At 60.9% G+C, this 24,770-nt stretch carries 25 protein-coding genes; 15 read left to right on the forward strand and 10 right to left on the reverse strand.

What is annotated here, in order from left to right; translation table 11 throughout:
* Positions 1-8: 8 nt before the first annotated feature.
* On the reverse strand, positions 9-2,471 hold the full coding sequence (locus QZW03_RS12315) for a YgiQ family radical SAM protein (protein ID WP_296510299.1): 2,463 nt from the start codon (positions 2,469-2,471) through the stop codon (positions 9-11).
* A 295-nt stretch (positions 2,472-2,766) separates the two neighbouring features.
* Between QZW03_RS12315 and QZW03_RS12320 the strand changes: the two genes are divergently transcribed.
* The 7 genes from QZW03_RS12320 (at position 2,767) to QZW03_RS12350 (ending at position 10,091) form a co-directional block, all read left to right on the forward strand.
* Complete coding sequence (locus tag QZW03_RS12320) at positions 2,767-3,612, forward strand: ABC transporter substrate-binding protein (protein ID WP_296510300.1); 846 nt, start codon at positions 2,767-2,769, stop codon at positions 3,610-3,612.
* 69 nt (positions 3,613-3,681) lie between these two features.
* A complete protein-coding gene (locus QZW03_RS12325; RefSeq protein WP_296510301.1) occupies positions 3,682-4,368 on the forward strand; it encodes an ABC transporter permease in 687 nt (228 codons plus the stop codon).
* Positions 4,365-5,078 carry an ABC transporter permease subunit gene (locus tag QZW03_RS12330; protein ID WP_296510302.1) on the forward strand — a complete coding sequence of 238 codons (714 nt, stop codon included), beginning with the start codon at positions 4,365-4,367 and terminating at the stop codon, positions 5,076-5,078. Before QZW03_RS12325 ends, QZW03_RS12330 begins: the two co-directional genes overlap by 4 nt.
* Before the next feature lie 5 nt (positions 5,079-5,083).
* On the forward strand, positions 5,084-6,214 hold the full coding sequence (locus QZW03_RS12335; protein WP_296510303.1) for a succinylglutamate desuccinylase/aspartoacylase family protein: 1,131 nt from the start codon (positions 5,084-5,086) through the stop codon (positions 6,212-6,214).
* Between the two features lie 45 nt (positions 6,215-6,259).
* Positions 6,260-7,039: an ATP-binding cassette domain-containing protein gene (locus QZW03_RS12340; RefSeq protein WP_296510304.1), complete on the forward strand. Its 780-nt coding sequence runs from the start codon at positions 6,260-6,262 to the stop codon at positions 7,037-7,039.
* A gap of 18 nt (positions 7,040-7,057) precedes the next feature.
* Complete coding sequence (locus tag QZW03_RS12345; RefSeq protein ID WP_296510305.1) at positions 7,058-9,151, forward strand: diguanylate cyclase; 2,094 nt, start codon at positions 7,058-7,060, stop codon at positions 9,149-9,151.
* Between the two features lie 34 nt (positions 9,152-9,185).
* Positions 9,186-10,091, forward strand: a complete 906-nt coding sequence (locus QZW03_RS12350; RefSeq protein ID WP_296510306.1) for an acyltransferase — start codon at positions 9,186-9,188, stop codon at positions 10,089-10,091.
* A 78-nt stretch (positions 10,092-10,169) separates the two neighbouring features.
* Here QZW03_RS12350 and QZW03_RS12355 read toward each other — a convergent pair whose 3' ends face one another.
* The 4 genes from QZW03_RS12355 to QZW03_RS12370 form a co-directional block, all read right to left on the reverse strand.
* Positions 10,170-10,631, reverse strand: a complete 462-nt coding sequence (locus QZW03_RS12355; RefSeq protein ID WP_296510307.1) for a DUF4405 domain-containing protein — start codon at positions 10,629-10,631, stop codon at positions 10,170-10,172.
* Positions 10,632-10,683: 52 nt separating this feature from the next.
* Positions 10,684-11,106, reverse strand: coding sequence for a tol-pal system-associated acyl-CoA thioesterase (ybgC, locus tag QZW03_RS12360; RefSeq protein WP_296510308.1), 423 nt, complete (start codon positions 11,104-11,106; stop codon positions 10,684-10,686).
* The gene (locus QZW03_RS12365) at positions 11,103-11,567 is read right to left on the reverse strand and encodes an SRPBCC family protein (protein WP_296510309.1); all 465 of its coding nucleotides are present in this window, start codon (positions 11,565-11,567) and stop codon (positions 11,103-11,105) included. Before QZW03_RS12365 ends, ybgC begins: the two co-directional genes overlap by 4 nt.
* A gap of 111 nt (positions 11,568-11,678) precedes the next feature.
* The gene (locus tag QZW03_RS12370) at positions 11,679-11,864 is read right to left on the reverse strand and encodes a hypothetical protein (protein ID WP_296510310.1); all 186 of its coding nucleotides are present in this window, start codon (positions 11,862-11,864) and stop codon (positions 11,679-11,681) included.
* A 230-nt stretch (positions 11,865-12,094) separates the two neighbouring features.
* On the opposite strand from QZW03_RS12370, the gene QZW03_RS12375 reads away from it, so the two are divergent.
* The gene (locus QZW03_RS12375) at positions 12,095-13,120 is read left to right on the forward strand and encodes a hypothetical protein (protein ID WP_296510311.1); all 1,026 of its coding nucleotides are present in this window, start codon (positions 12,095-12,097) and stop codon (positions 13,118-13,120) included.
* Positions 13,117-14,241: a HupE/UreJ family protein gene (locus QZW03_RS12380; RefSeq protein ID WP_296510312.1), complete on the forward strand. Its 1,125-nt coding sequence runs from the start codon at positions 13,117-13,119 to the stop codon at positions 14,239-14,241. Before QZW03_RS12375 ends, QZW03_RS12380 begins: the two co-directional genes overlap by 4 nt.
* A gap of 1 nt (position 14,242) precedes the next feature.
* Here the strand turns inward: QZW03_RS12380 and QZW03_RS12385 are convergent, their stop codons facing one another.
* Together QZW03_RS12385 and QZW03_RS12390 are read right to left on the reverse strand one after the other, a co-directional pair.
* On the reverse strand, positions 14,243-14,992 hold the full coding sequence (locus QZW03_RS12385; protein WP_296510313.1) for a sulfite exporter TauE/SafE family protein: 750 nt from the start codon (positions 14,990-14,992) through the stop codon (positions 14,243-14,245).
* 45 nt (positions 14,993-15,037) lie between these two features.
* Positions 15,038-16,201, reverse strand: a complete 1,164-nt coding sequence (locus QZW03_RS12390) for an acyl-CoA dehydrogenase family protein (RefSeq protein ID WP_296510314.1) — start codon at positions 16,199-16,201, stop codon at positions 15,038-15,040.
* A 126-nt stretch (positions 16,202-16,327) separates the two neighbouring features.
* On the opposite strand from QZW03_RS12390, the gene QZW03_RS12395 reads away from it, so the two are divergent.
* The 6 genes from QZW03_RS12395 to QZW03_RS12420 all read left to right on the forward strand — a co-directional run bounded on the left by QZW03_RS12395 (position 16,328) and on the right by QZW03_RS12420 (position 22,744).
* Positions 16,328-17,533, forward strand: a complete 1,206-nt coding sequence (locus QZW03_RS12395) for an acetyl-CoA C-acetyltransferase (RefSeq protein ID WP_296510315.1) — start codon at positions 16,328-16,330, stop codon at positions 17,531-17,533.
* 69 nt (positions 17,534-17,602) lie between these two features.
* Positions 17,603-19,774 (forward strand): 3-hydroxyacyl-CoA dehydrogenase NAD-binding domain-containing protein, encoded by a 2,172-nt coding sequence (locus tag QZW03_RS12400; protein WP_296510316.1) that lies wholly within the window; start codon positions 17,603-17,605, stop codon positions 19,772-19,774.
* Positions 19,775-19,797: 23 nt separating this feature from the next.
* The gene (locus QZW03_RS12405) at positions 19,798-20,706 is read left to right on the forward strand and encodes an alpha/beta fold hydrolase (RefSeq protein ID WP_296510317.1); all 909 of its coding nucleotides are present in this window, start codon (positions 19,798-19,800) and stop codon (positions 20,704-20,706) included.
* Positions 20,703-21,527 (forward strand): metal-dependent hydrolase, encoded by an 825-nt coding sequence (locus QZW03_RS12410; protein WP_296510318.1) that lies wholly within the window; start codon positions 20,703-20,705, stop codon positions 21,525-21,527. The genes QZW03_RS12405 and QZW03_RS12410 overlap by 4 nt, the downstream gene beginning before the upstream one ends.
* Before the next feature lie 9 nt (positions 21,528-21,536).
* Complete coding sequence (locus QZW03_RS12415; protein WP_296510319.1) at positions 21,537-22,151, forward strand: chromate transporter; 615 nt, start codon at positions 21,537-21,539, stop codon at positions 22,149-22,151.
* Positions 22,148-22,744 (forward strand): chromate transporter, encoded by a 597-nt coding sequence (locus tag QZW03_RS12420; protein ID WP_296510320.1) that lies wholly within the window; start codon positions 22,148-22,150, stop codon positions 22,742-22,744. The genes QZW03_RS12415 and QZW03_RS12420 overlap by 4 nt, the downstream gene beginning before the upstream one ends.
* A gap of 58 nt (positions 22,745-22,802) precedes the next feature.
* On the opposite strand, the gene QZW03_RS12425 is transcribed toward QZW03_RS12420, so the two are convergent.
* The 3 genes from QZW03_RS12425 to QZW03_RS12435 all read right to left on the reverse strand — a co-directional run bounded on the left by QZW03_RS12425 (position 22,803) and on the right by QZW03_RS12435 (position 24,721).
* Entirely contained in the window at positions 22,803-23,723 is a 921-nt protein-coding gene (locus QZW03_RS12425) for a cation diffusion facilitator family transporter (RefSeq protein WP_296510321.1), read from the reverse strand.
* Entirely contained in the window at positions 23,716-24,126 is a 411-nt protein-coding gene (locus QZW03_RS12430) for an OsmC family protein (protein WP_296510322.1), read from the reverse strand. The genes QZW03_RS12425 and QZW03_RS12430 overlap by 8 nt, the downstream gene beginning before the upstream one ends.
* 166 nt (positions 24,127-24,292) lie before the next feature.
* Complete coding sequence (locus QZW03_RS12435; protein WP_296510323.1) at positions 24,293-24,721, reverse strand: rhodanese-like domain-containing protein; 429 nt, start codon at positions 24,719-24,721, stop codon at positions 24,293-24,295.
* Between the last annotated feature and the right edge of the window lie 49 nt (positions 24,722-24,770).

Here is a 24,770-nt window from a genome sequence, read left to right on the forward strand (position 1 = left end):
TCAGTCTTCTAACGTGGCTTACGGGCCGCTTTGAAAGCCGGCTTTGGCGCGCCGGTGTCGCGTGGCGGCAGGCCGGTGTGCTGGGTCAGCATGCGCCCTTTTACCGGAGTGGCTGCCTTGCCGAGCGGCTGCACGCGGCTGGCGGTGGCCTTCACCGGTGCGGCGGTCGAGTTCTTTTTGCGGGCGCTCTGGTAACCACCGTCCACCAAGGGTTGGAAGGTGGGGATCAGGTGGTGCTTGCCGTTGCCGATGAGGTCGGCGCGGCCCATGGTCTTGAGCGCTTCGCGCAGCAGGGGCCAGTTGTTGGCATCGTGGTAGCGCAAAAACGCCTTGTGCAGGCGGCGGCGCTTTTCGCCCCGCACGATATCGACCGTTTCGTCTTCACTTTGGGCGGTGCGGTGCACGCGCTTCAAGGTATTGCGGCCTGAGTGGTACATGGCGGTGGCAGTGGCCATGGGGCTCGGGTAGAAGGTTTGCACCTGGTCGGCGCGGAAACCATTCTTCTTGAGCCAGATGGCCAGGTTCATCATGTCTTCATCGGTGGTGCCGGGGTGGGCAGCGATGAAATACGGAATCAGGAACTGTTTTTTGCCGGCCTCGAGCGAGAACTTTTCAAACAGCTGCTTGAACTTGTCATAGCTGCCAATGCCGGGCTTCATCATCTTGGTGAGCGGGCCCTGCTCGGTGTGCTCCGGCGCGATCTTGAGGTAGCCGCCCACGTGGTGCTGCACCAGTTCTTTCACGTACTCGGGGCTCTTGACGGCCAGGTCGTAGCGCAGGCCGGAGCCGATCAAAATCTTCTTGATGCCCTTGAGCGCCCGCGCGCGGCGGTAGATCTTGATGAGCGGATCGTGGTTGGTGGTCAGGTTCTGGCAGATGCCGGGGTACACACAGCTGGGCTTGCGGCAGGCGGCTTCAATCTCGGGGCTGCGGCAGCCCAGGCGGTACATATTGGCGGTGGGGCCACCCAAGTCGGAGATGGTGCCCGTGAAGCCCTTGACCTTGTCGCGGATGTCTTCCACCTCTTTGATGATGGACTCTTCCGAGCGGCTTTGGATGATGCGGCCCTCGTGCTCGGTGATGGAGCAGAAGGTGCAGCCGCCGAAACAGCCGCGCATGATGTTGACTGAGAAGCGGATCATTTCCCACGCGGGGATTTTGGTCGCGCCGTCGTGGCTGCCGCTCTCGTCCGCATAGGTCGGGTGCGGGCTGCGGGCATACGGCAGGTCGAAGACAAAGTCCATTTCCGCAGTGGTGAGCGGAATGGGTGGCGGCGTGATCCACACGTCACGGGCGGTCACGCCCTCGCCATGGGCCTGCACCAGCGCGCGCGCGTTGCCGGGGTTGGTTTCCAGGTGCAGCACGCGGTTGGCGTGGGCATACAAAATCGGGTCGCTCTTGACTTGCTCGTAACTCGGCAGCCGGATCACCGACCGCTCACGCGGCGGCACTTTGAGCTTGCCCTTGCCGCTGGACAGTGCAGGGTTGGCAAAAAAGGTCAGCGGGGCAATGGCGGCATTGACCTCCGGTTTTGAACCATTTTGGCCTGCAGCCCCCGTATTATCTGCGCGATCAGCTCCTGATTTCATAGCACCTGCTGCCTCGGCAGCTGCAGCGGTGGCTTGGGCCTCTTCGTCTTTGGCGCAGGTGGCGCCGTTCTCGGCAGCCAGCTCGCTGGTGGTCATGTAGGGGTTGACATGGGCCTCGACGCGGCCCGGCTCGTCCACGGTCGTGGAGGTGATCTCAAACCAGTCTTTACCCGACGCATCGTCCGGGCGGCGCACAAAAGCGGTGCCCCGCACATCCGTGATGCTCTCGACCGGCTCCTTGGCGGCCAGGCGGTGGGCGATTTCCACAATCGCGCGCTCGGCGTTGCCGTAGAGCAGCAAATCGCACTTAGCGTCCACCACGATGCTGCGGCGGACCTTGTCGCTCCAGTAGTCGTAGTGCGCGATGCGGCGCAAACTGCCTTCGATGCCGCCCAGCACAATGGGCGTGTCTTTGAAGGCCTCGCGGCAGCGCTGGCTGTACACAATGGCGGCGCGGTCGGGGCGCTTACCGCCCACATCGCCGGGGGTGTAGGCGTCGTCGCTGCGGATTTTGCGGTCCGCGGTGTAGCGGTTGATCATGGAATCCATGTTGCCGCTGGTCACGCCCCAGAATAAATTGGGCTTGCCCAAGGCCTTGAAGGCTTCGGCGCTGGTCCAATCCGGCTGGGCAATGATGCCTACCCGGAAGCCCTGGGCTTCAAGCATGCGGCCAATGACCGCCATGCCGAAGCTCGGGTGGTCGACGTAGGCATCGCCCGTCACGATGATGATGTCGCAACTGTCCCAGCCGAGCTTGTCCATTTCCGCGCGGCTCATGGGCAAAAAGGGGGCCGTGCCGAAGCGGGACGCCCAGTACTTGCGGTAACTGGAAATCGGCTTGGCGGCGCGCGCGAAGAAGGAGACGTCGACTGGGGCGTTCATAGGAATCCGGGGGATAACCCGCGAGTGTAAGGTTTTAGGCGTACCAATGCACTTGGAGGGGCTTCTCGCAGGGGCTGGTAATTCCGTTTTTGAAGAGTGCGTCTCCTGCGGGACTGTGCGCAATCGGAAATTACATTGAGTTTTGACTTCCGAAACCGCCAAATGCATGATTTTCACCGGTACAAACCCCCATGCCCCGAGTTGGGGCGGCACTAAATTTGCTGTGGTTAGCCCGTAGAATGATTTTTTCTTTTCTTAACCGCCGGCGCAGTCCGGCAAATCAAAGGACTTTTCCATGAAGAAACTCCTGCTGGCACTGGCAGCAACCTCCGTTTTGGCTGCTTGCGGCAAAAAAGAAGAAGCCGCTCCTGCAGCGCCTGCTGCCCCCGCATCGGCTCCTGTCGCTGCAGCTCCCGCTCCTGAAGTCGGCCCTCTGAAGGTCGCCATCGACCCCACCTACGAACCCTTCACCTTCAAGTCCGCCGATGGCCAGCCCACCGGCTTCGACGTGGATGTGGCCAACGCCCTGTGCGAGCAGATCAAGCGCAAGTGCGAATTCGTCGAACAAGTCTGGGACAGCATGATCCCCGGCCTGAACGCCAAGAAATACGACGTCATCATTTCCTCCATGTCCATCACCGATGACCGCATGAAGGAAGTCGACTTCACCGACAAGTACTACAACACCCCTAGCCGCATCGTGCTGAAAAAGGGCGTGAAGTTCACGGACGCAGCCTCCATCAAGGGCAAGAAAATCGGTGTATTGAAGGGCTCTACCCAAGAAAAATACGCCATGGGCGACTTGAAGCCAGCCGGCGTAATCGTGAACTCCTACGAAGCCCAGGATCAGGTCTACCTGGACATCAAGTCCGGCCGTCTGGACGGTACTGTTGCCGACTACATGGAAGTCACCGGTGGCTTCCTGTCCAAGCCTGAAGGCGCCAAGTACGAGTTGGTCGGCCCCGACCTGAAGATGCCCCAGTACTTCGGCTACGGCGCAGGTATTGCACTGCGCAAGGGTGAAGACAAGCTCAAGGGCGAGCTGAACGAAGCGATCAAGGCCATCCGCGCCAACGGCACCTACAAGACCCTGAACGACAAGTACTTTGCCAAGTACAACATCGACGTTTACGGCGAATAAATCTTGTAAAAACTACACAACGGGGCGCAACTGTGCGCCCCGTTGTGTTCCATGCGCCCACAGGCTTTCATGAATTCTTATTACGTTGCCATCCTGCAGGGCTCGGTACTAACCATTGGCGTATCGCTGTGTGCTCTGCTGGTGTCCATTGCCCTCGGCCTGCTGGGCGCAGCAGCCAAACTCTCCGGCCGCCCCGTGTTGGTCGCCCTCTCCACCGCTTACACCACTGTCATCCGCGGGGTGCCTGACCTCGTGGTGATGCTGCTGGTTTTTTACGGCGGCACCATCGGACTGAACCACTTGCTGGAACTGGCGGGCAGCAAAAAAACCGTCGACATCAACCCTTTTCTGGCCGGCGTGCTCACGATCGGCTTTATTTACGGCGCCTACATGACGGAAACTTTCCGGGGCGCCATTTTGTCTATCCCCAAGGGCCAGATGGAAGCCGCCTGGGCCTTCGGCATGGGGCGTGTGCGCGCGTTTGTGCGCATTACCGCACCGCAAATGGTGCGCTACGCCCTGCCCGGCTTCACTAACAACTGGCTGGTACTGATCAAGGCCACCGCGTTGGTGAGTTTGATCGGGCTCAAGGAAATGACTTATCTCTCGAAGCAGGCCAGTGCCGCGACGCGCTCGCCCTTTGAGTTTTTCCTGTTCACGGCAGCGCTGTTTTTGATTTACACCAGCATCTCGCTGTATGTGCTGCGCAAAATCAATGCGCGCTACAGCCTCGGCACCAAGCGGGGTGAGCTATGAAATGGCATGTGATTTTTGAGCCGCAAAATCTGCAGCTCTACCTCACCGGCATCAGCACCACCCTGGGTCTGCTGCTGTCTTCCCTGGCTATTGGCGCCGTTTTGGCTTTGGTGTTTGCGCTGGCCCTCACCAGCCGCTGGGCAGTGCTGCGTTGGGTGGTGGGAGCCTACACCTACGTGATTCGCGGTACCCCGCTGTTGATTCAGGTGTATCTGATTTATTACGGCTTGGGCCAACTGGAGTGGATTCAGGCACGCTGGGACGATGTGTGGCCCTGGACGCACTTTAAAGAGCCTTTTTTCTGCGCCCTGTTGGCCTTCAGCCTGAACACCGCGGGCTACACCGCCGAAATGTTGGCCGGTGCCATTCGCGAGACGGCTGCCGGTGAAATTGAGGCGGCCCAGGCCTACGGCATGAGCCGGTTCCAAGCCATGCGCCGCATCGTGCTGCCCAGCGCCTTGCGCCGCACCCTGCCCGCCTACAGCAATGAAGTGGTCATGATGCTGCAAAGCACCAGCCTGGCCAGCGCCGTGCCCAGCATGCTGGACGTCACCGCCGCGGCGAGCCGCATCTACTCGGACTACTACCTGCCTTTCGAGGCCTACTTGGCCGCTGCAGCCATTTACCTGGTGGCGTCGTTTTGCCTGATCGGCATGTTCCGTTTGGCAGAAAAGCATTTTCTGGCGTACTTGGCCCCCCGCAAACACTGACCACCATGCAACGCAAAGACCACCCCTTGTTGTCCAACAGCTTGGGCAGCCATCGCAGCCTGAGCAGTTTTCACTACGGCACACCCGGCCTTGGGCCCAAGGTGTATGTGCAGGCCAGTTTGCACGCCGAAGAGTTGCCCGGCATGTTGGCCGCCTACCACCTGCGTGCCCTATTGGACAAAGCCGAAGCGGCCGGCCAACTCCGTGGCGAAGTGATTCTGGTTCCGGTCGCCAACCCGATCGGGCTGGCCCAGCGCATTGACCACAAGCCGATGGGGCGCTTTGAGCTGGACAGCTCGGAGAACTTCAACCGCCACTACCCCGACCTGGCCAAAGAGGTGTACGACACCGTCAAGCCCCAGTTGGACCAGGATGCCCAGGGCAATGTCCTCAAGGTCCGCCGTGCCATGGCGGCCTACTTGCAGCAGTGGCAACCTGCGACCGAGCTGCAAAGCCTGCGCAAAACCCTGTTGCTGCTGGCGCACGACGCAGACCATGTGATTGACCTGCATTGCGACTGCGAAGGCGTCATGCACTTCTACACCGAAGAGCCCTGCTGGCCCCAGCTGGAGCCGCTGGCGCACTTGCTGCAGGCGCAGGCCATTTTGTTGGCCCGCAATTCGGGCAGTGGCCCGTTTGACGAATGCTTGTCCGGTGCCTGGTGGCAACTGGCGGAACGTTTGAAGCAAGACGGCCTGACGGTTCCCCTGCCTCAGGGTTGTAACAGCACCACGGTCGAGCTGCGCGGCGAGGCCGATGTGTCCCACACCTGGGCGCAAGCCGATGCACAAGCCGTGTTTGATTTCTTGTGCGTTTCGGGCGCGGTGCACACCACGACTCCCGTGCGCATTCCCGCGCCGGCAGCCCAAGCGACGCCCTTGGCAGGTTCTGAGACACTGCGCACGCCGTGCCCCGGCGTCGTGGCTTATGTGGCCGATGTGGGCCGAGTATTGCAGGTCGGCGACCTCGTTGCCGAGGTGATCAACCCGATTGAGAACACCTGCCACCCGATCTACGCCGGCGTTGCCGGTGTGTTTTATGCCCGGGTGCGGGATCGCTATGCCCATGCCGGAGCCGAAATCGGCAAGATCGCCGGCGCCACCGCCTTCCGGACGGGTGAGCTTCTGGGCGCTTGAGCGCCAGCTTGCCCTCCACCGAAACCTGATACGACTGCCCAGACCATGACCGAACCCAAAACCCTGAAACTCCAGGTCGAAAACATCCACAAACGCTTCGGCAGTAACGAGGTGCTCAAAGGGGTGTCGCTCTCGGCGCATGCCGGCGATGTCATCAGCATCATCGGAAGCTCCGGCTCTGGCAAAAGCACCTTTTTGCGCTGCATCAACATGCTGGAAAAGCCCCACCAGGGCCGCATCCAGGTGGCGGGTGAAGAGCTCGCCCTCGTGGCCGGCCCTACCGGCGAGCTGGTCGCCAAAGATGCCAAGCAACTGCAGCGCCTGCGCACCAAGCTGGCCATGGTGTTTCAGCACTTCAACCTCTGGGCCCACATGACGGTGCTGGAAAACATTATTGAAGTCCCCGTGCATGTGCTAGGCGTCCCCAAAGACGAGGCCGTGGCAACCGCGCGCAAGTACCTCGCCAAAGTGGGTCTGACCGGTGTGGAAGACCGCTACCCCGCCCACATGAGCGGCGGGCAGCAACAGCGCGTAGCCATTGCCCGCGCGTTGGCGGTAGAGCCCGAAGTCATGCTCTTTGACGAACCGACCAGCGCGCTCGACCCCGAGCTGGTGTCCGAAGTGTTGCGCGTCATGAAGAGCCTGGCCGAAGAGGGCCGCACTATGGTGGTGGTGACGCACGAAATGGGCTTTGCGCGTGAGGTGTCTAACCACCTGATCTTCCTGCACAAGGGCCTGATTGAAGAGCAAGGACACCCCGCGCAAGTTTTAGCGGCGCCCAAGAGCGAACGGTTGGCGCAATTTTTGTCGGGAAGCCTGAAATAGTTTCAGACCGGAGCGGCTGTGAGCGTCAAAAACGACACGTCCACCCTGTTCGAGTACCTGCCTATCGGTGCTTATCGCGTAGGGCTGGACGGCCGGATTCTGCAAGCCAACCGCGCTTTCGTGCGCATACACCAATGCAGAGATGAGCTGCAACTCACCGAGCGCCTGCAGGCCTGCGGTTTCAACCCCTATGTGCAGCCCCAGCGTCACAAAGACCTGGTCGATGAATTGCACAAACACGGCAAAGTCAGTGACTTCGTGTCCGAGATGTTCCGCCTGCAAAACGGTGAGCGCTTCTGGGTCCGGGAGCATGCCCATGCGCTCTACGACAGGTACGGCAAAGTCGTGGCCTTTGAGGGCACGATCGAAGACATCACCCGCGAGCGCAAAGCCCGCGCCGCGCTGCGCAAGAGCGAAGCGATGCTGCGCAATGTAATGCAGACCATTCCTGACCAGATCTGGGTCAAAGACCTTCAGGGCGTGTACCTCACTTGCAATGGAGCCTTTGCAGATGCTTTGGGGGTGCAGATCGAAGACATCGTTGGTACCCGGGATGCGAATTGGGTCGAAGAAACTATTGCGGCGGAATTCATGCTGTCGGACCAATGGGCACTGCAAAGCGGCAGGACTGTGAGCTTTGAAGAAAGCAACGTCACCAAAATCAACCCTGACGGTTTGCTGTTCGAAGTCAACAAAACTCCCATGCGCGACGCGCAAGGCAAAGTGATCGGCGTTTTGGGCGTGTCCCGCAACATCCAGGATCGTAAAGACGCAGAAGCCCTGTTGCGCGACACCACCGAACAGCTGGAACTCGCCATCATGGGCGCCGAACTGGGCCGGTGGGACCACGACTTGCGCCACGAGCCCGGGTACCTGATGGACCAGCGTGCCTTCGCCATGCTGGGCCACATGCCGGGTGACGCACAGGCGCCGCGGTCCTGGAGCCAATTTATCCACCCCGACGATCTGGCCCATGTCGCAGGAGCGGTGCACCAACACCTGCAAGGGCAAAGCGCTTCTTTTCAGGCGGAGTACCGGGCCCAACATGCCAGCGGGCGGTGGATCTGGCTGAGCAGCCGTGGCAAGATTGTGCAGACCAGCCAAGACGGTATTCCTCAGCGGATGGTGGGCACCTTGATGGATATCACCAACCGCAAGCAAGCCGAGCAGTCTTTGCTGGCCGCACAGGCTGAACTGCAAGCCACGCTGGACGCCCTACCCGACTTGCTGTTCGAGTTCAGCAGCCAAGGCCATTACCGTGCCGTGCATAGCCACAACAAAAGTGCCCTGATTCAAGACCCGCAGATGCTGATTGACCGCACCGTGCAGGAAGTACTCCCGCAAGAGGCGGCTGCAGCCTGCATGGCCGCTATCGAGCAGGCATCGCACAATGGGCGCTCGGATGGCGTGCAATACAGCTTGGAGAGTGCCAGCGGCCGCGTGTGGTACGAGCTGTCTGTCGTGCGCAAACCGGCGGTTGGTAACGAAGAGACGCGATTCATAGCCATTGCCCGCGACATCACGGAGCGCAAGGTAGCCGAAGAGGCCATCCGGCACCTGGCCTTTCACGATGCGCTCACCAGCCTGCCCAACCGGCGCCTGCTGAACGACCGCTTGCAGACCGCCATGGCCCAGAGCCAGCGGAGTGCTGAGCTTGGTGCGCTGTTGTTTATCGATCTGGATCGGTTTAAACAGCTCAACGACACCCGTGGGCACGATGTGGGCGACCTGCTGCTCCAAGAAGTGGCGCGTCGACTGCAGCGCAATGTGCGCCAGGTGGACACCGTAGCCCGGCTCGGCGGGGACGAGTTTGTGGTGTTGCTGCAGAACCTGGGACCTGACCCGGGTGCGGCACGGCTGCACGCATCCATGATCAGCTACAAGATATTGGCCAGCCTGAATGAGGACTTCACCTTGGCCGGCCAGTCACACAAATCCACGCCCAGCATCGGAGTAACTTTGTTCTCGGGCAGCCGGACCCAGGCGGCCGAGGCCCTCAAAAACGCCGATACTGCCATGTATGCGGCCAAACAGCGCGGGCGCAACAACGTGTGCTTTTATGAAGATATGCCACCAGCGCCCGCTAATACTGCACCTACCGCTATAAATTAAATAGCGCTCCAGCACTTTCAACCCGAACGCGTGTATGTTGAACTTTCTTCCCCTCCCTCTGGTCGCACTCATCGCCGGCGTGCTGTTAACACTGAACATCTTGTTCTGGGTGCCTATTCTGTTGGTGTTTGCTGCCGTCAAGCTGCTTTTGCCATTCAGGGCTGTGCGCCTGCGCATCGATCCGGTCATTCTTTCCATTGCGGAGAGCTGGATCAGTTGCAACAGCGGCTGGATGAAACTCACCCAGAAGACCACCTGGAATGTGCAAGGACTGGAAGGCCTTCGCCCGGACCAGTGGTACATGGTGAGTAGCAATCACCAGAGTTGGGTGGATATTTTTGTGTTGCAGCACCTGCTCAACCGGCGTATCCCGCTGCTCAAGTTTTTTCTCAAACAGCAGCTGATCTGGGTTCCAGTGATGGGGCTGGCGTGGTGGGCACTGGAATTTCCGTTCATGCGCCGCCACAGCAAGGCCTATTTGAAAAAGCATCCTGAAATGCGGGGCAAAGATCAAGAAACCACCCGCAAAGCCTGCGAGAAATTCGCCCTGATCCCCACCAGCGTCATGAATTTTCTAGAGGGCACACGCTTTACGCCCGCCAAGCACGCCCGGCAGCAGTCGCCTTACCCGCACCTGCTCAAGCCCAAGGCGGGAGGGCTTGCGCTTGCCTTGCAAGCCATGGGCAACAAGTTTCACAGCGTGTTGGACATTACGATTTACTACCCCGACGGGGTGCCCACGTTCATGGACTTTCTGTGCGGGCGTATGCGCCGTGTTGTGGTCCGGGCCCGCACGATCAGTGTGCCGGTGGCGCAACAGAGTGGCGACTACGGCACCGATGCCGAATTTCGCGCCGGTTTTGCAGCCTGGGTAGCGGGCATCTGGCAGGAAAAAGAAGCCTTGATGTCGGCGCTGGAAGCCGAGCTCCCGCCGCGCTAACACCTCCACAGGGGAGCTGCCCTCCCCACTGAGTGCTCAGGGCTTGGCGGAGGTGCTGAGTGCTGACAGGGCGCGCATCTAAGCCCCCAGATCGGAACCCACCAGATCGCGGATCGATTGATCGGGACGCTCTACCCGGATACCTTGTGCCGCCAAACGCGCAGTAATCGCAGCCAAGTCCACCCCAGCCACGGGCGCCACGGCGCTCAGCGGGGCCGCAGCCATCATTTGAATGGGGGCGACAAACGGCGGCTTAGAGTCGCCGCCCCCCAAGTTGACAAAGCTTGCCGCCAGCAACAACGCAAAGCCGATGACCACCCAGCGCCCTACTCCGGTTTTGAAATAGCGCTTGAACGCAGCCACGTTGAGCAACACGTGCAGGACCACTACGATGACAAAAATCCAACTCAGCCACTCGTGCGCGAGTTTGTTGAATCCGGAATCCAGATGAAAAAACATCAAAATGCCGGTGACTGAGAGCAAGGCAAAGCTGCCAATGACAGCAGGGGTGATCCAAGGGCGCTGCGCACTGACTTTCATTTTTAGTTCCTCCGTTGATTCTTGTATTGTTTCAACCGGAGATGAAGCCCCCTTAGCCGGTGTGTCGCGACTCTGTAAAGTTCACAAGGGCCTGCAACACTGCCTTAGGAATGCGGCAGGGCTTCAAGCTTGCGGACTGCAAGCAACCGATGCGGATACGACCTTCCGCCAGCAGTGTCTGCCCGCGCCACACTTGCTGCGCAATCACCATGCTGGCGGCGCCCTGTTCTTCAATGCGGACGGTAACGTCCAGCAGGTCATCCAAACGGGCGGAACTGACATAGCGGGTCTGCACCTCTGCCACCACAAACATTGCGCCCGTCTCATCACGCAGCTGCTGCTGTTCTACGCCTGCCGCGCGCAGCCACTCGGTGCGGGCACGTTCAAAAAACTTGAGGTAGTTGGCATAAAACACCACGCCTCCGGCGTCGGTGTCCTCCCAGTACACACGCACCGGAAAACGGAACTCTGTCATGAGGTCCGCGCCAAAGCTTCGAGCTGCAGGGTGGCCGCAGCCCAGCCTTCATTGAACCCCATAGCTTCGTGCTGCTGCATGTCGGCCTCAGACCAATGCAGGGCACGCGCCAGGTAGTGCGTGCCGCCCTCCGGGGCGTCGGCCAGCGTAATTTCGCCCACCATAAAAGCCTTGCCACTGGGCACCCACGCACTGGTAAACGCGTCGGTGAACACCAGTTTGCGATCAGGCTCCACCTGCAGAAAAACGCCTGCATTGGGCATCTGCTCACCATTCGGACCCACCATATGGGTCAGGAACCGCCCCCCCGCTTGTAACTCAATAACGGCGTGGCTCACGCTCCACGGCTTGGGGCAAAACCATTGGCAGAGCAGCTCTGGCTCCGTCCAACAGCGCCATACGGCCTGGCGTGGCACTTTCAGAACGCGATCCAGACTTAAGGGAAATAAAGGCGACGTCATAGAACTCAACTCCTCCAAGTGTGGTTCAAAGTGTAGCGATGCGACTGCCATCGCCCGCCAAAAGAAAACGGGCCCGAAGGCCCGTCAGAAAAAAAAGAAAAGCGGGGAGCTTTACTTCTTTTCCATCATCTTTTTGCATTCCATCTTCATTTTTTCGTCCGCTTTGCTTTGATCCATTTTTTTGCATTCCTCCATCTTCTTGTCATCCTTCATGGCTCCCCCGTGGGAAGCTGCAAACGTGCCGAATGAGGCAGTGGCAAAAGCAGACGCAATCACGATGCTGAAAAACTTATTCATGGTTAGACTCCAATGACAGGGTTAACTCCCACCGGGATAGGTGGAAACTGCAATGTACGCCACATATGAAACCAGCAAAACCGCTAAATTCAATTCGTACTAGGGTTTACATCAGTGTTTTGTGCTTGGCGGCTCTGATACTGCCAACACTATCCCACGCCACGCCTTATCAACCGGCTTCAGACGACCAGATTCTTGAAAAGCTCCCGGGCCGTTCGGGAGACACGAGCATGAAGGAACTGGCTGCACTGCGCGCCAACGCGCAAGCGGAGCCGGCTAACGCCTCCACCCAAGCCGCTCTGGCACAGCGCTACATCGATCTCGCTACGGCCCGTGGAGACCCACGCTACATTGGCTACGCAGACGCTCTGCTGCGACGCTTCACCCAGCCCTTTTCCGCCGAACTCTTCACAGTTCGAGGCGTGACACGTCAATATCGTCATGATTTTCAAGGTGGCCTGCAGGACTTCGCACAGGCGCTCAAACTGGACCCGGAATACGCGGAGGCGCATGCCTGGCGGGGCGCTATTTACTTGGTGCAAGCAGACTATCCGGCCGCAAACAAAGAGTGCTCAGCCCTGAAGGGCCTGGGGCGCGAGGCACTGCATGGTGCCTGCCAGGGCTTGGCCCAGGCCTATGCGGGTGAACTAGGCATGGGGTACCAGACGCTATTGAAGACTTTGGATGGCACCCGGTCTGACGCGAGTCGCCTCTGGTTACTGACCCGTTTAGGGGAGCTCGCTGCTTGGCAGGGCCGGCCTGAAGTGGCCAGGCGGCACTACCAACAGGCAATGGCCCTAGGCCAGGATGATGTGTACCTCTTAGCCGCATGGTCCGACTTCCTGCTAGACAACGGCCAAGCTCGCGAAGTTGCAAAACTGCTGTCAACTTGGGAAGCGGCAGACAGCCTCCTGGTGCGCCTTGCCATTGCAGAAGGACTGATAGGCAGCGCCTCCACCCAGCGCCACCGCGACATGTTGAGGGACCGCTTCGCAGCCGCGCGAGCGCGAGGTGACACAACCCATCTGGCTGAAGAAGCCCGCTTTGAGCTGCAGGTGCGCAAGGACCCGGCGACGGCAGTGCGGCTCGCGCAAGAAAACTATGCCTTTCAGCGTGAACCACGCGATGCCCGCATACTCCTGGAAACGGCGATCGCGGCCCGACAAACCCAGGCTGCGCAGCCGGCGCTCGACTGGCTGCAGTCCAGCAAGTTTGAAGACCCCCGCATGCGGCAACTCGCGAGGGAACTGCGATGAATTGGCGATTCCTCTGTTTTTGGCTGCTGAGTCTGTGGTGGCTTCCGGCGCAAGCCCACAAAGCTAGTGACAGTTACTTGATCCTGGAGGTTCAAGGGGCAGAAGTGCGTGGTCAATGGGACATCGCACTCCGGGACATCGACTTTGCCATCGGTCTCGATGCCAATGGTGACGGCAAGATTACCTGGGGGGAAGTGCGCAGCAAACATACGGAAGTCGAGGCCTGGAGCACCAGTGCCCTGACGCTATCGCGCGGCGGGGCCTGCCGGATTTCCGTCACGGAGCACCTGATCGACGAACACACCGATGGCGCCTATGCGGTGATGCGCTTGCAGGGGCAGTGCCCGGCAAGTGCTGCCCCCTTTCAGGTGAACTACCGGTTGCTATTCGGCATGGATGCTCTGCACCGCGGCCTCTTGCGTCTGAACCTCGACGGGCAAACGGTCTCCACCATCTTCTCGCCAGAATCATCTGAGCAGGAATTCGCGTCCGGCGAGTTATCAGGCCTCAGTCAGTTTGGCGCGTTTCTGGTGCAAGGTGTGTGGCACATCTGGATCGGGTTTGACCACATACTTTTCCTACTGGCCTTGCTCCTGCCGGTGGTGTTGGTGCGCTCGCGGGACCAATGGAGTCCTATCTCCAACCTCAAGGCCGCAGGCCGGGAAGTGCTGTGGGTGGTCACTGCCTTCACGGTTGCACACTCCATCACCCTCACGCTGGCTGCATTGCAAGTCGTTGAGTTGCCCTCGCGCTGGGTGGAATCCGTCATTGCACTGTCAGTGGTGTTGGCGGCCGCCAACAACCTCTACCCTGTCGTGGGAGAAAAACGCTGGGTCGCCGCCTTTCTCTTCGGCCTCATTCACGGCTTTGGCTTTGCCAGTGTTTTGAGCGAATTGGGCCTTCCGAGCGCCACGCTGGTGATCAGCCTGGTGGGCTTCAATGTCGGCGTGGAGCTCGGGCAACTCGCGATCGTCGCGGTGTTCTTGCCACTTGCCTTTGCTTTAAGAAAGACGCGCTTTTATCAAAAAGGTGTGTTTGCCGGCGGCTCCGCGCTCACGATGGTCCTGGCCCTGGTGTGGCTGGTTGAGCGCGCTTTCGATTTGAAGTGGATCACCGCGTGAATCAGGCGGTCATTCGAAGCGCATCCCACATCAACTTTATCGACACCGCAAACAGGCTGAACTGCACCAGGCGGTAGAACCATTGGTCGGCAATTCGCTTCGTTAAAAACGCCCCTGCAAAGGCCCCCGCCAGCGCAAAAGGCACCAACCACGCGATGGACTGCAAGGACGCGACCGAGTAGGGGCGCAGGCTCTGGTAGGGAATGATTTTGGCGGCATTGATCACCGCAAACACAATGGTCGACGTGCCCGCAAATGCCGCTTTGGGCAGCTTTTGCGGCAGCATGTACACCTGGTATGGCGGCGCTCCGGCGTGAGAAATGAAGCTAGTGAAACCCGCCAACGTGCCCCAGAACCAGCCTTTGCCCCAATGAGGCGGCTGCGCTTTCACTGCGCTCTGGTCGCGCAACCACATATTGAGGCAAAACCCGACCCCCACCATGCCGATCATCAGCATGATCGCCCGGTCCGACACCATAGACGCCGTGGCCCAGCCGACCCCGACGCCCACCACCCCGGCAGGAATCAAAATTCTCAGGTTCGGCGCACTGAACTCTCGGCGGTAGAGCCACACCCCGGCGACATCCGAGATCACAAAGATGGGCAGCAACAACACCGCCGCTTGAACCGGCGACATCGCCAGCGACAAAATAGGCACCGCCAACATACCCACCGCAGGCAAGCCCCCTTTGGAGGAACCGACCAGAAAAGCCGCCAGGCCCGCCAGCAGAAAGAGCGCATCAAATGTCATGGACCGATCATAGTAGTGAGGTCGCCGCAAGGGCTTTACAAGCCCTCACTTGCCGCCCAGCCCCATGGCGCGGGTGATGACCTCTTTCATGATCTCGTTGGTGCCGCCGTAAATGCGCTGCACACGCGCATCGGCATAAGCCCGGGTAATGGGGTACTCCCACATATAGCCGTAGCCACCAAAGAGCTGCACACACTCGTCCATCACCTTGCACTGCAAGTCGGTCGTCCAGTACTTGGCCATGCTGGCGGTGGCGGTGTCCAGCTGATCCTTGCAAACGAGTTCGCAGCATTTGTCCACAAACACACGGGCCACCTGCACCTCGGTTTGCAGTTCGGCCAGCGTGAAGCGCGTGTTTTGAAAACTCGCCACCGGCTGGCCAAATACCTTGCGCTCTTTCACATAGTCCACCGTCCATTCAATAGCGGCCTGGGCCGCCGCCACCGCGCCGATGGCAATCTGCAGCCGCTCCCAAGGCAGCTGCTCCATCAGGCAGATAAAGCCCTTGTTCTCAAACGCCGCACCGCCCAGCAAGTTGTCGGCAGGCACGCGCACGTTGTCAAAAAACAGCTCAGAAGTGTCTTGCGCTTTCATGCCCATTTTTTTGAGCCGCTGGCCCACACTAAAGCCCGGCATGCCCCGCTCTACCAGCAGCAAACTGGTGCCCTTGCCACCGGCGGCGGGGTTGGTCTTGGCGACCACCACCACCAGGTCGGCATGCCAGCCGTTGGTGATAAAGGTTTTGCTGCCGTTGAGCAGGTAGCTGCCGTCGGGCTGCTGGATCGCCGTGGCTTTGATGCCCTGCAAGTCAGACCCCGCCGCAGGCTCGCTCATGGCAATGGCGCCCACCATCTCGCCGCTGGCCAGCTTGGGCAGGTAGCGGGCTTTTTGCTCCGGGGTGCCGTAATGCAGGATGTAGGGCGCCACGATCTCGCTGTGCAGCCCGAAGCCGATGCCGGTGGTCCCGGCGCGCGCCAGCTCCTCCATCTGGATTACCGAGTACAGCTTGTCCGCCTCGGAGCCGCCGTATTCCTCGGGCATGGACATGCACAAAAAGCCGTTCGCCCCCGCCTTGTTCCACACCTCGCGGGCCACATATCCCTGGTCTTCCCAATCGGCGTGGAAGGGGCTGATCTCTTTCTCAACAAATTTGCGGAAGCTGTCGCGAAAGGCTTCGTGGTCGCTTGAAAACAGGGTGCGTTCGATCATGGGTTCTCCTAGGGAAAGTCAGTAGTTATTTATACAAAGCATTTGCTTGGTAAAAACAATATACTGCAAACACCGCCGGTTGCGCCAGCGTGCGCACCCGCATATTCCCCCCATCACGGAGCCTCCATGACCGAAGCATTTGTGTTCGACGCCATCCGCACCCCACGCGGCAAAGGCAAAAAAGACGGCAGCCTGCACGAAGTCAAACCCGTCACCCTGCTGGCAGGTTTGCTCACCGACCTGCAGCAGCGCCACCAGCTCGACACCGCGCAGGTGGACGATGTGGTCATGGGCGTGGTGTCTCCGGTGGGCGACCAGGGCGCGGTGCTGCCCAAGGTGGCGGCACTCAAGGCGGGCTGGGACTTCCAGGCTGCGGGCGTGCAGATCAACCGCTTTTGCGCCTCGGGCCTGGAGGCGGTGAACATGGCGGCGCAAAAAGTGCGCTCCGGCTGGGAAGACCTAGTGGTGGCCGGTGGCGTGGAGAGCATGAGCCGCGTGCCGATTGGCTCCGACGGCGGCGCTTGGGCCATGGACCCCGAAACCAATTCGCAAACCCTGTTTGTGCCCCAAGGCATAGGCGCAGATTTGATAGCCACCCTGGAAGGCTTTAGCCGCGCAGATGTAGATGCCTATGCGCTCGAATCCCAGCGCCGCGCCACCAAAGCGCAAGCTGCCGGCTATTTCTACCGCTCAGTCATGCCCGTCAAAGACAGCTTGGGCCAGACCATTTTGGCGCGCGATGAGTTCATCAAACCCGGCACCACGCTGGAGGGGCTGGCCGGGCTCAAGCCCGCGTTTGCCGACATGGGTGGCATGGGCTTTGACGCCGTGGCGCTGACCCGCTACCCGCAGGTGGAGCGCATCCACCATGTGCACCACGCCGGCAATTCGTCGGGCATTGTGGATGGCGCAGCCGCCGTGCTGGTGGGCAACGAAGCCGCCGCCAAGGCCCACAACCTGGCCCCGCGCGCGCGCATCGTGGCTACGGCGCTCAGCGGTGCGGACCCTACCATCATGCTCACCGGCCCTATGCCCGCCACGCGCAAAGCGCTGGCCAAGGCAGGCCTGACGGTGGACGACATCGACCTGTTTGAAGTGAACGAGGCCTTTGCCGCTGTGGTGATGCGCTTCATGAAAGAGATGCGCGTGCCGCACGACAAGGTGAATGTGAACGGCGGCGCCATCGCCATGGGCCACCCGCTGGGGGCCACCGGCGCCATGATTCTGGGCACGCTGATTGACGAGCTGCACCGCCGCAAGCTGCGCTACGGCCTGGCCACGCTGTGCGTGGGCGGCGGCATGGGTATTGCCACCATCGTCGAGCGGATTTAGAGCCATTTTGGCCTATAGCCCCCGTATCTATTGCGCAAGCAGCTCCTAATTCAATAGCAGGCATCTCCCATGAAAACCATCCGATACACCCTGGTGGACGGCATTGCCACCCTCACCTTTGACGAACCCGACTCCCCCGTCAACACCATGTGCCTGCAGTGGCAGGAGGATATGGACGCCGCAGCCGCGCAGGTGCTGCAGGACAAAGACGCCATCAAAGGCATCTTGCTGGCGTCCGCCAAGAGCACCTTTTTTGCGGGTGCCGACCTCAAAGCCGCCATGCGACTGACCCCAGCCGACGCGCCGCGCATCTTTGAAGAGATCGAGCGCGTCAAAAAGAACTTCCGCACCATCGAGACGCTGGGCAAGCCGGTGGTGAGCCTGCTCAACGGCACGGCGCTGGGCGGCGGCTGGGAAGTGGCGCTGGTGGGCCACTACCGCATTGCCATAGACGACCGCAAAACCCAGTTCGGCCTGCCCGAAGTAACACTGGGCCTGCTGCCCGGCGCCAGCGGCGTGACCAAAATGACGCGTCACCTGGGCCTGATGGGCGCGCAGCCCTATCTGGTGGAGGGCAAGACCTTCGGCCCCGCCGAGGCCAAAGGCTTGGGGCTGGTGCACGAGCTGGTAACACCCGGCCCTGACGCCGCCGCCGAGATGCGCGCCAAGGCCCTGGCATGGATTGCCGCCAACCCCAGCGCCCAACACCCGTGGGAGGCCAAGGGCTACAAAATGCCCGGCGGCCTGCCCAGCAGCCCGGCGGTGGCGGGCATGTTGCCCGTGGTGCCTGCGGTCATCAAGAAAAACACCCGCGGCCTTTACCCCGCGCCGGAGGCCATCATCGCCTGCATGGTCGAGGGCCTGCAGGTGGACCTCGACACGGCGCTGCGCATCGAGAGCCGCTATCTCGCCAAGCTCATGGCAGGCCCGCAGGCCAAGGCCATGATCAACACGTTCTTCTTCAACCTGAACGCCATTAAAAGCGGCCAGAGCCGCCCGGCTGGCGTGCCCCGCTTCAAGCCCACCAAAGTGGGCCTGCTGGGCGCCGGCATGATGGGTGCCGGCATTGCCTACAGCCAGGCCAGCAAAGGCATAGCCACCGTGCTCAAAGACGTGAGCCAGGAAAAGGCAGACCTCGGCAAAAGCTACAGCGCCAAGATCACCCAAGGCCGGGTGGACAAAGGCCGCATGAAGCCCGAAGCCCAGCAACAAATCCTCGACCTGATTCGCCCTACCGGCAGCGTGGCGGACTTGCAAGGCTGCGACTTGATCATTGAGGCTGTGTTCGAGAACCGCGAACTCAAGGCCCGCGTGACCCAAGAAGCCGAGCCCATGTTGGCAGCCGGCGGATTTTTTGCCTCCAATACATCCACCTTGCCGATTACCGGCTTGGCCACGGCTAGCCGCGATGCCAGCAAGTTCATCGGCATCCACTTCTTCAGCCCCGTGGACAAGATGAAACTGGTGGAAATCATCAAGGGCAAAGCTACCGACGATGAGACCGTGGCCCGCGCGTACGACTATGTGCAGGCCCTGGGCAAATTCCCCATCGTGGTGAACGACTCGCGCGGCTTCTTCACCAGCCGTGTGTTCGGCACCTTTGTCATGGAGGGCGCCGCCATGCTGGGTGAAGGCATTCCCGCTGCGGCCATTGAGAACGCGGGCATCCAGTGCGGCATGCCGGTGGGCCCGCTGGCCGTACTGGACGAAACCGCCCTCACCCTGAGCCTGCATGTGATGGAACAGACCCGCAAAGACTTTGAGGCTGAGGGCAAGACCTACATCGCCACACCCGGTGAACTCGTGGTCGAGAAAATGGTGAAGCAGCACCAGCGCCCCGGCCGCGCCGGTGGTGCGGGCTTCTACGAGTACCCTTCTGATGAACAAGCCAAAAAAGGAGCCAAGAAATTCCTCTGGCCCGAGCTCAAGGGCTTGTTCGAGAAGGCAGACGCGCCCTGGAACATCACAGACCTCAAAGACCGCCTACTCTACCGCCAGGCCGTGGAGACAGCGCGCTGCCTGTCCGAGGGCGTGTTGACCAGCGTGCACGACGCCAACATCGGCTCCATCTTCGGCATAGGCTTTCCGGCTTGGACGGGTGGCGCCATGCAGTTCATCTACGGCATGGGCATCGACACTTTTGAAGCGCGTGCTGCCGGCTTGGCCACACAATTTGGAAGCGGATTCGCATTGAGCGATGATGTGAAAGCCGCCATCCGGCGCTTTCAACCGGTGTACTAGCACCATCAACGCCCTCACCCGCCATGCTCGCCAGACTACTGCAACGCTTTCTACTCGCTACCGTGCTTGCGGGCGCTGGTTTGGCCATGCTCTGGCACGGCGCAACCGGCGACCTGGTGATCGCCGCGGTGCTGTTGCCCTGGCTGGCTGTCGTGCTGAGCACCGCCTACACCATGCACACCAGCCGCCAGACAAGCGAGCCGGCCGGCGCTTTTTACCGGGCCTGGTGGGGTGAAACCGTGGCCAGCTTCCGCACCTTTGTGCTGCGCCAGCCGTGGGCTGCCCCGCGCCCCACCTTGTTGGAAGCCACCGGTGGCAACCCCCGGGTGCCGGTGGTTTTGGTACACGGCTACATCTGCAACCACCGTCTTTGGGACGATGTGGCTCCCCGCCTGCGTGCGCAGGGGCACAGCGTGCTGGCCATCAACCTCGAACCCCTGTTTGTGTCTATCGACCACTATGCCGACGCTATCGAGGCCGCAGTGCAACAACTGCTGCAGCACAGCGGTCAGCCCAAGGTGGCGCTGGTCGGGCACAGCATGGGTGGGCTGGCTATTCGTGCCTGGATGCGCAAGTACGGTAGCGACCGCGTGGCCCGCATACTGACCTTGGGCACCCCGCACGCAGGCACCAAGGCCGCAAAAAAAGCCTCTACGCCGAACGGTCGCCAAATGCTCTTCAACAGCCCGTGGCTGCAAGGTCTGTCAGCCGCTGAGTCGCCTGCCCAGCGGGCCCTCATTCACATTGCCCTCACCCCGCAAGACAACATTGTGTTTCCCCAGCGGGCACAGGTGCTCCCGGGAGTCACGCCGGTGGTTTTTGAAGGCATCGGCCATGTGCAAATGGCCAGCGACCCGGCCGTGATCGACTGGGTAGCCACCCAGCTGCGCGACCTGCCCGAAGGCGGCCCCACCACCGAGACCTCACCATGACCCACCTCACCGTGCGCAAGCTGCTGATTGACCTGAACACCCCGTTTGCCGTGCGCTGGAACGGGGGCGACGCTTTCCGCACCGCCTTCTTCAACGCCCTGTCGATGAGCTTTCCCTTGGGCGAGCAGTACTTCATGGACTCGGTGCGCGCTGGCCTCAAAACTCGGCCCCCCGAAGAACAGGCCCGCTTCGCTACCGAAGTGCAGGGCTTTGTGGGCCAGGAGGCCACCCACCGCCGCATCCACAGCCTGTTTAACCAACAGCTCACCCAGCAAGGTTTTGACAACGCGCTGGAGCGGCGCGCCACCCGGCGCCTGCAGGCCAATGCCCACCGCGATGTGCGCATCCACGTGGCAGCCACCGCCGCCACCGAGCACCTCACGGCCATCTTTGCAGATTGGATGCTGCGTCACCCCGAGGCCCTGGAGGGCAGCGAGGAGCGCCTTAAAACCCTGTGGCTCTGGCACAGCGCCGAAGAAAGCGAGCACCGCAGCACGGCCTTTGATGTGTATGAGGCCATAGGCGGCAACTACGAGTGGCGGCTGCGCCTGTTCCGCTACATCACCATCACTTTTTTCAGCGATGTAGCGCGCCAGACAGTGCGCAACCTCTGGCACGACAAGGCCTTGTTTAGCTGGAGCACCTGGCGGAGTGCAGCGCACTTTTTGTTTGGCACGGGCGGCATCATCCGCAGCAACCGGGCCCAGTGGCGGGAGTATTTGCGCGAAGACTTTCATCCGTGCCAGCAAGACGGCACGCGTTCAGAACAGTGGCTGCGCGACAATAGCGTTCAGTTCACTGTGGTGGGGCAACCCGCCTGACCCTTCTGCATGCCACCCAGCACACCACCCGCCATTCCCCCTGCCCCGCGCCCTGCGCCCCGCTCTAAAACCGACCTGTTTTTCTCGTTCTCCCTGCTCGCCCTGCAGGGCTTTGGCGGCGTGCTGGCCGTGGCCCAGCGCGAGCTGGTGGAGCGCAAACAGTGGCTCACCGCCGAAGAGTTTGTCGAAGACTGGGCCGTGGCCCAGATCCTGCCCGGCCCTAACGTCGTCAACCTCTCGCTCATGCTGGGCGACCGCTACTTCGGCTGGCGCGGTGCGCTGGCCGGTGTGGCCGGCATGCTGAGTTTTCCGCTGGTGCTGGTGCTCTTGTTGGCGGCAGCATTTGCCGGTGTGGCAGACGACCCGCACGCCCAGGGCGCGCTGCGCGGCATGGGTGCCGTGGCGGCCGGCCTCATCATCGCGGCAGGCCTGCGCCTGGTGCCGGCGCTGAAAAGCAATGTGATGGGCCTCGCGCCCTGCGTGGCACTGATGGCCGCCACCTTTGCCGCCGTGGCGCTGCTGCGCGTGCCATTGCTGTGGGTGCTGCTGAGCATTGGCGGGCTGGGCTGCGCTTGGGCCTATGTGTGCCTGGGTCGCCTGGCGGCTAAGAAGGAAGCAGCATGAGCATCGCCCTGACCAGCGCCCAGTGGCTGGAACTGTTTATGCACTTCGCATCGCTCTCGCTGCTGGCCGTGGGCGGCGCCATTACCACCGCACCGGACATGCAGCGCTTTTTGGTGGTGGAAAGAGGCTGGCTGGACGCCGAGCAGTTCAGCAACAGCATTGCGCTGGCGCAAGCGGCACCCGGCCCCAACATTTTGTTTGTGCCCCTGCTGGGCTGGACCATAGGCCTCAACGCTGCCGGTGGCTTGGGCGCCGGCTGGCATGCCGTGGCGCTGGCCATGCTGGGCGTGTTTTTGTCGATGCTGGGCATCATGCTGCCCAGCAGCATCCTCACCTTCACTGCGTCACGCTGGGGCCACCGCAACCGCGAGTTGCGCGCCGTGCGCGCCTTCAAACAAGGCATGGCCCCGCTCGTGATTGCCCTGCTGGTGGCCACCGGCTGGATTCTGGCTGCCAACCACAAAGTCGACACCCACCATCTGGCGCTCTGGGCCGTGACCGCGGTGAGCACCCTGATCGTCTGGAAGACCCGCATCCACCTGCTGTGGCTGCTGGGTGCAGGGGCGGTTGCGGGGTGGATGGGGTGGATTTAAGCTGCTTTGGGCCGTATGCGGTCACCGACGAATGGCAGGTATCTGGACCCTCAACCAGCTACGGCTGTGCACAGCTCGCAGTCCCTTGTAGTGCACATAGTCGCGCGTAGGCGGGAGGCTCCAACTGCAAGGTCATGTGCCGGATTTCGAAGTGCACATGCAACTCCTCTTCGGCAGCGCACAGCACGGCGGTCAGATCGGCAGCGGGATCGCTCAGCACCAGGTGGGCCGTGAGTGCGACCTGCGACGTTCCCATCGCCCAGACGTGCAAGTCGTGCACGTCGGCCACACCCGGTAGCCCCAGCAGCAGCGCGCGCACGGCCTGCAGGTCGATGCCCTCAGGCACGCCGTCGAACATCAGGTGCAGCGACTGCTTGAACAGGTTCCAGGTGCCAACCACGATCACCACCGCGATGGCCAGGCTCATCACCGGGTCGATCCAGCCCCAGCCTTGCCAGAGGTAGAGCGCGCCGCCGATCACTACGCCGAGGGACACTAGCGCGTCGGCCGCCATGTGCAGGAAAGCACCGCGGATGTTGAGGTCGCCCTTGCGACCGCGCATGAAGAGCAGGGCCGTGACCGTGTTGACGACAATGCCCACGGCCGCCACGGCGATGATGGTCCAGCCTTCGGTGGCCTCCGGCGCACTCAGCCTGTGCGCGGCCTCCCACGCCAGCGACCCCATCGCCACGAGCAACAGCAAGGCGTTGGCAAATGCGGCCAGGATGCTGCCTCGCTTCCAGCCGTAGGTATGGCGCGCATCCGGACGCAGATTGCCGGCAAGTGCGCCGCCCCAGGCAAGGACCAGCCCGGCAACGTCACTGAGGTTGTGGCCGGCATCGGCGAGCAGCGAGAGCGAATTGACTTTCCAGCCGTAAAAGGCCTCGATGCCGACAAAGGCCAGGTTCAGCGCAATGCCAATGGCAAAGGCCCGGTCAAAGTTCGCGGGTGCGTGGGCATGATCGTGGTGGTCACTCATGGGAGGCCTTGCGCACCAAAACTCCAGCAAGGTCGGTCCCAGGCGACACCGTGTTAAAAACCGTGCCGTACTTCTTTACGTTCTCGTGCAGCAAATTCAAGCGTTGATCCGACTCGTCGGTATCCACAATGATTTGGTAGCGTATGGATTCCATCTTCGGAGGGACATCTTGGCGAATGCCATCCACGATCACCTCCACGCCGCGAAGCTCAAATTTCAGAATAGGCGTGACGCGCTCAATGCCTTTGATCATGCAGGCGGACAAGGCGGACAGCAATAGCTCGGCTGGGTTGAATGCATCGGGATTCCCAGCCATATCCGTATCGAGGTCAATCCGAGCTTGTTTGCATCGTGACTGACTAACATGCCCACTAATGCGTGTGGACTCGACGTGAAAGCGCATCTTTTGTGATTCCGTTGAGTGGTTCATCGCTCGTGCTTCCCATTTTGGTTGGTTTTTTTGTATTCATTCCGTGCCCAACGCAACGCAATAAACGTCGGACACACACCTAAGAGTGGTGAATCTGCTGCGAAGAGTAGAAGCGCACCTTGGCCTAGCTCGTAGGCAATCAGCAGCAGCTTGACGCGGGGGCGGCATTCGAGCAGCAGGCATCGCTTGCGGCAGGCGCGGAGCCACAGCAACCGGTAGAGCAATCGCAGGCATTGGCAGCCCGAGCGCCCTTGACCGGAAAACCCTTTGCACTCCACTTCACAATGCCGCCGCTCATGTTGCTGACATTTTTGTAGCCTTGAAACTGCATGAAATAGGTCGCCTTGAGGCTGCGGGCGCCAGACTGGCAAACAAAGACCACGGGCTTGTCGCTCGGAATTTCCGTCCAGCGACTTTCGAGCTGCGTGGCCGGAATGTTCAGAACACCGGGAACATCAAATGCAAACGCGGCTACTTCGTTTGGCTCGCGCACGTCGATCATCACTGCGCCTTCGGCCAGCATGCGGCGGGTGTTGGTGGGGCAAACTTCTTTGGCTTCATCAAGCATGGTGCTTCTCCTGTGTGTGAAATGTGCGCTCAGAGTGAGTGGTGTGTTT

The sequence above is a fragment of the Rhodoferax sp. genome (assembly GCF_013297935.1).
Classification (GTDB): Bacteria; Pseudomonadota; Gammaproteobacteria; order Burkholderiales; family Burkholderiaceae_C; genus Allorhodoferax.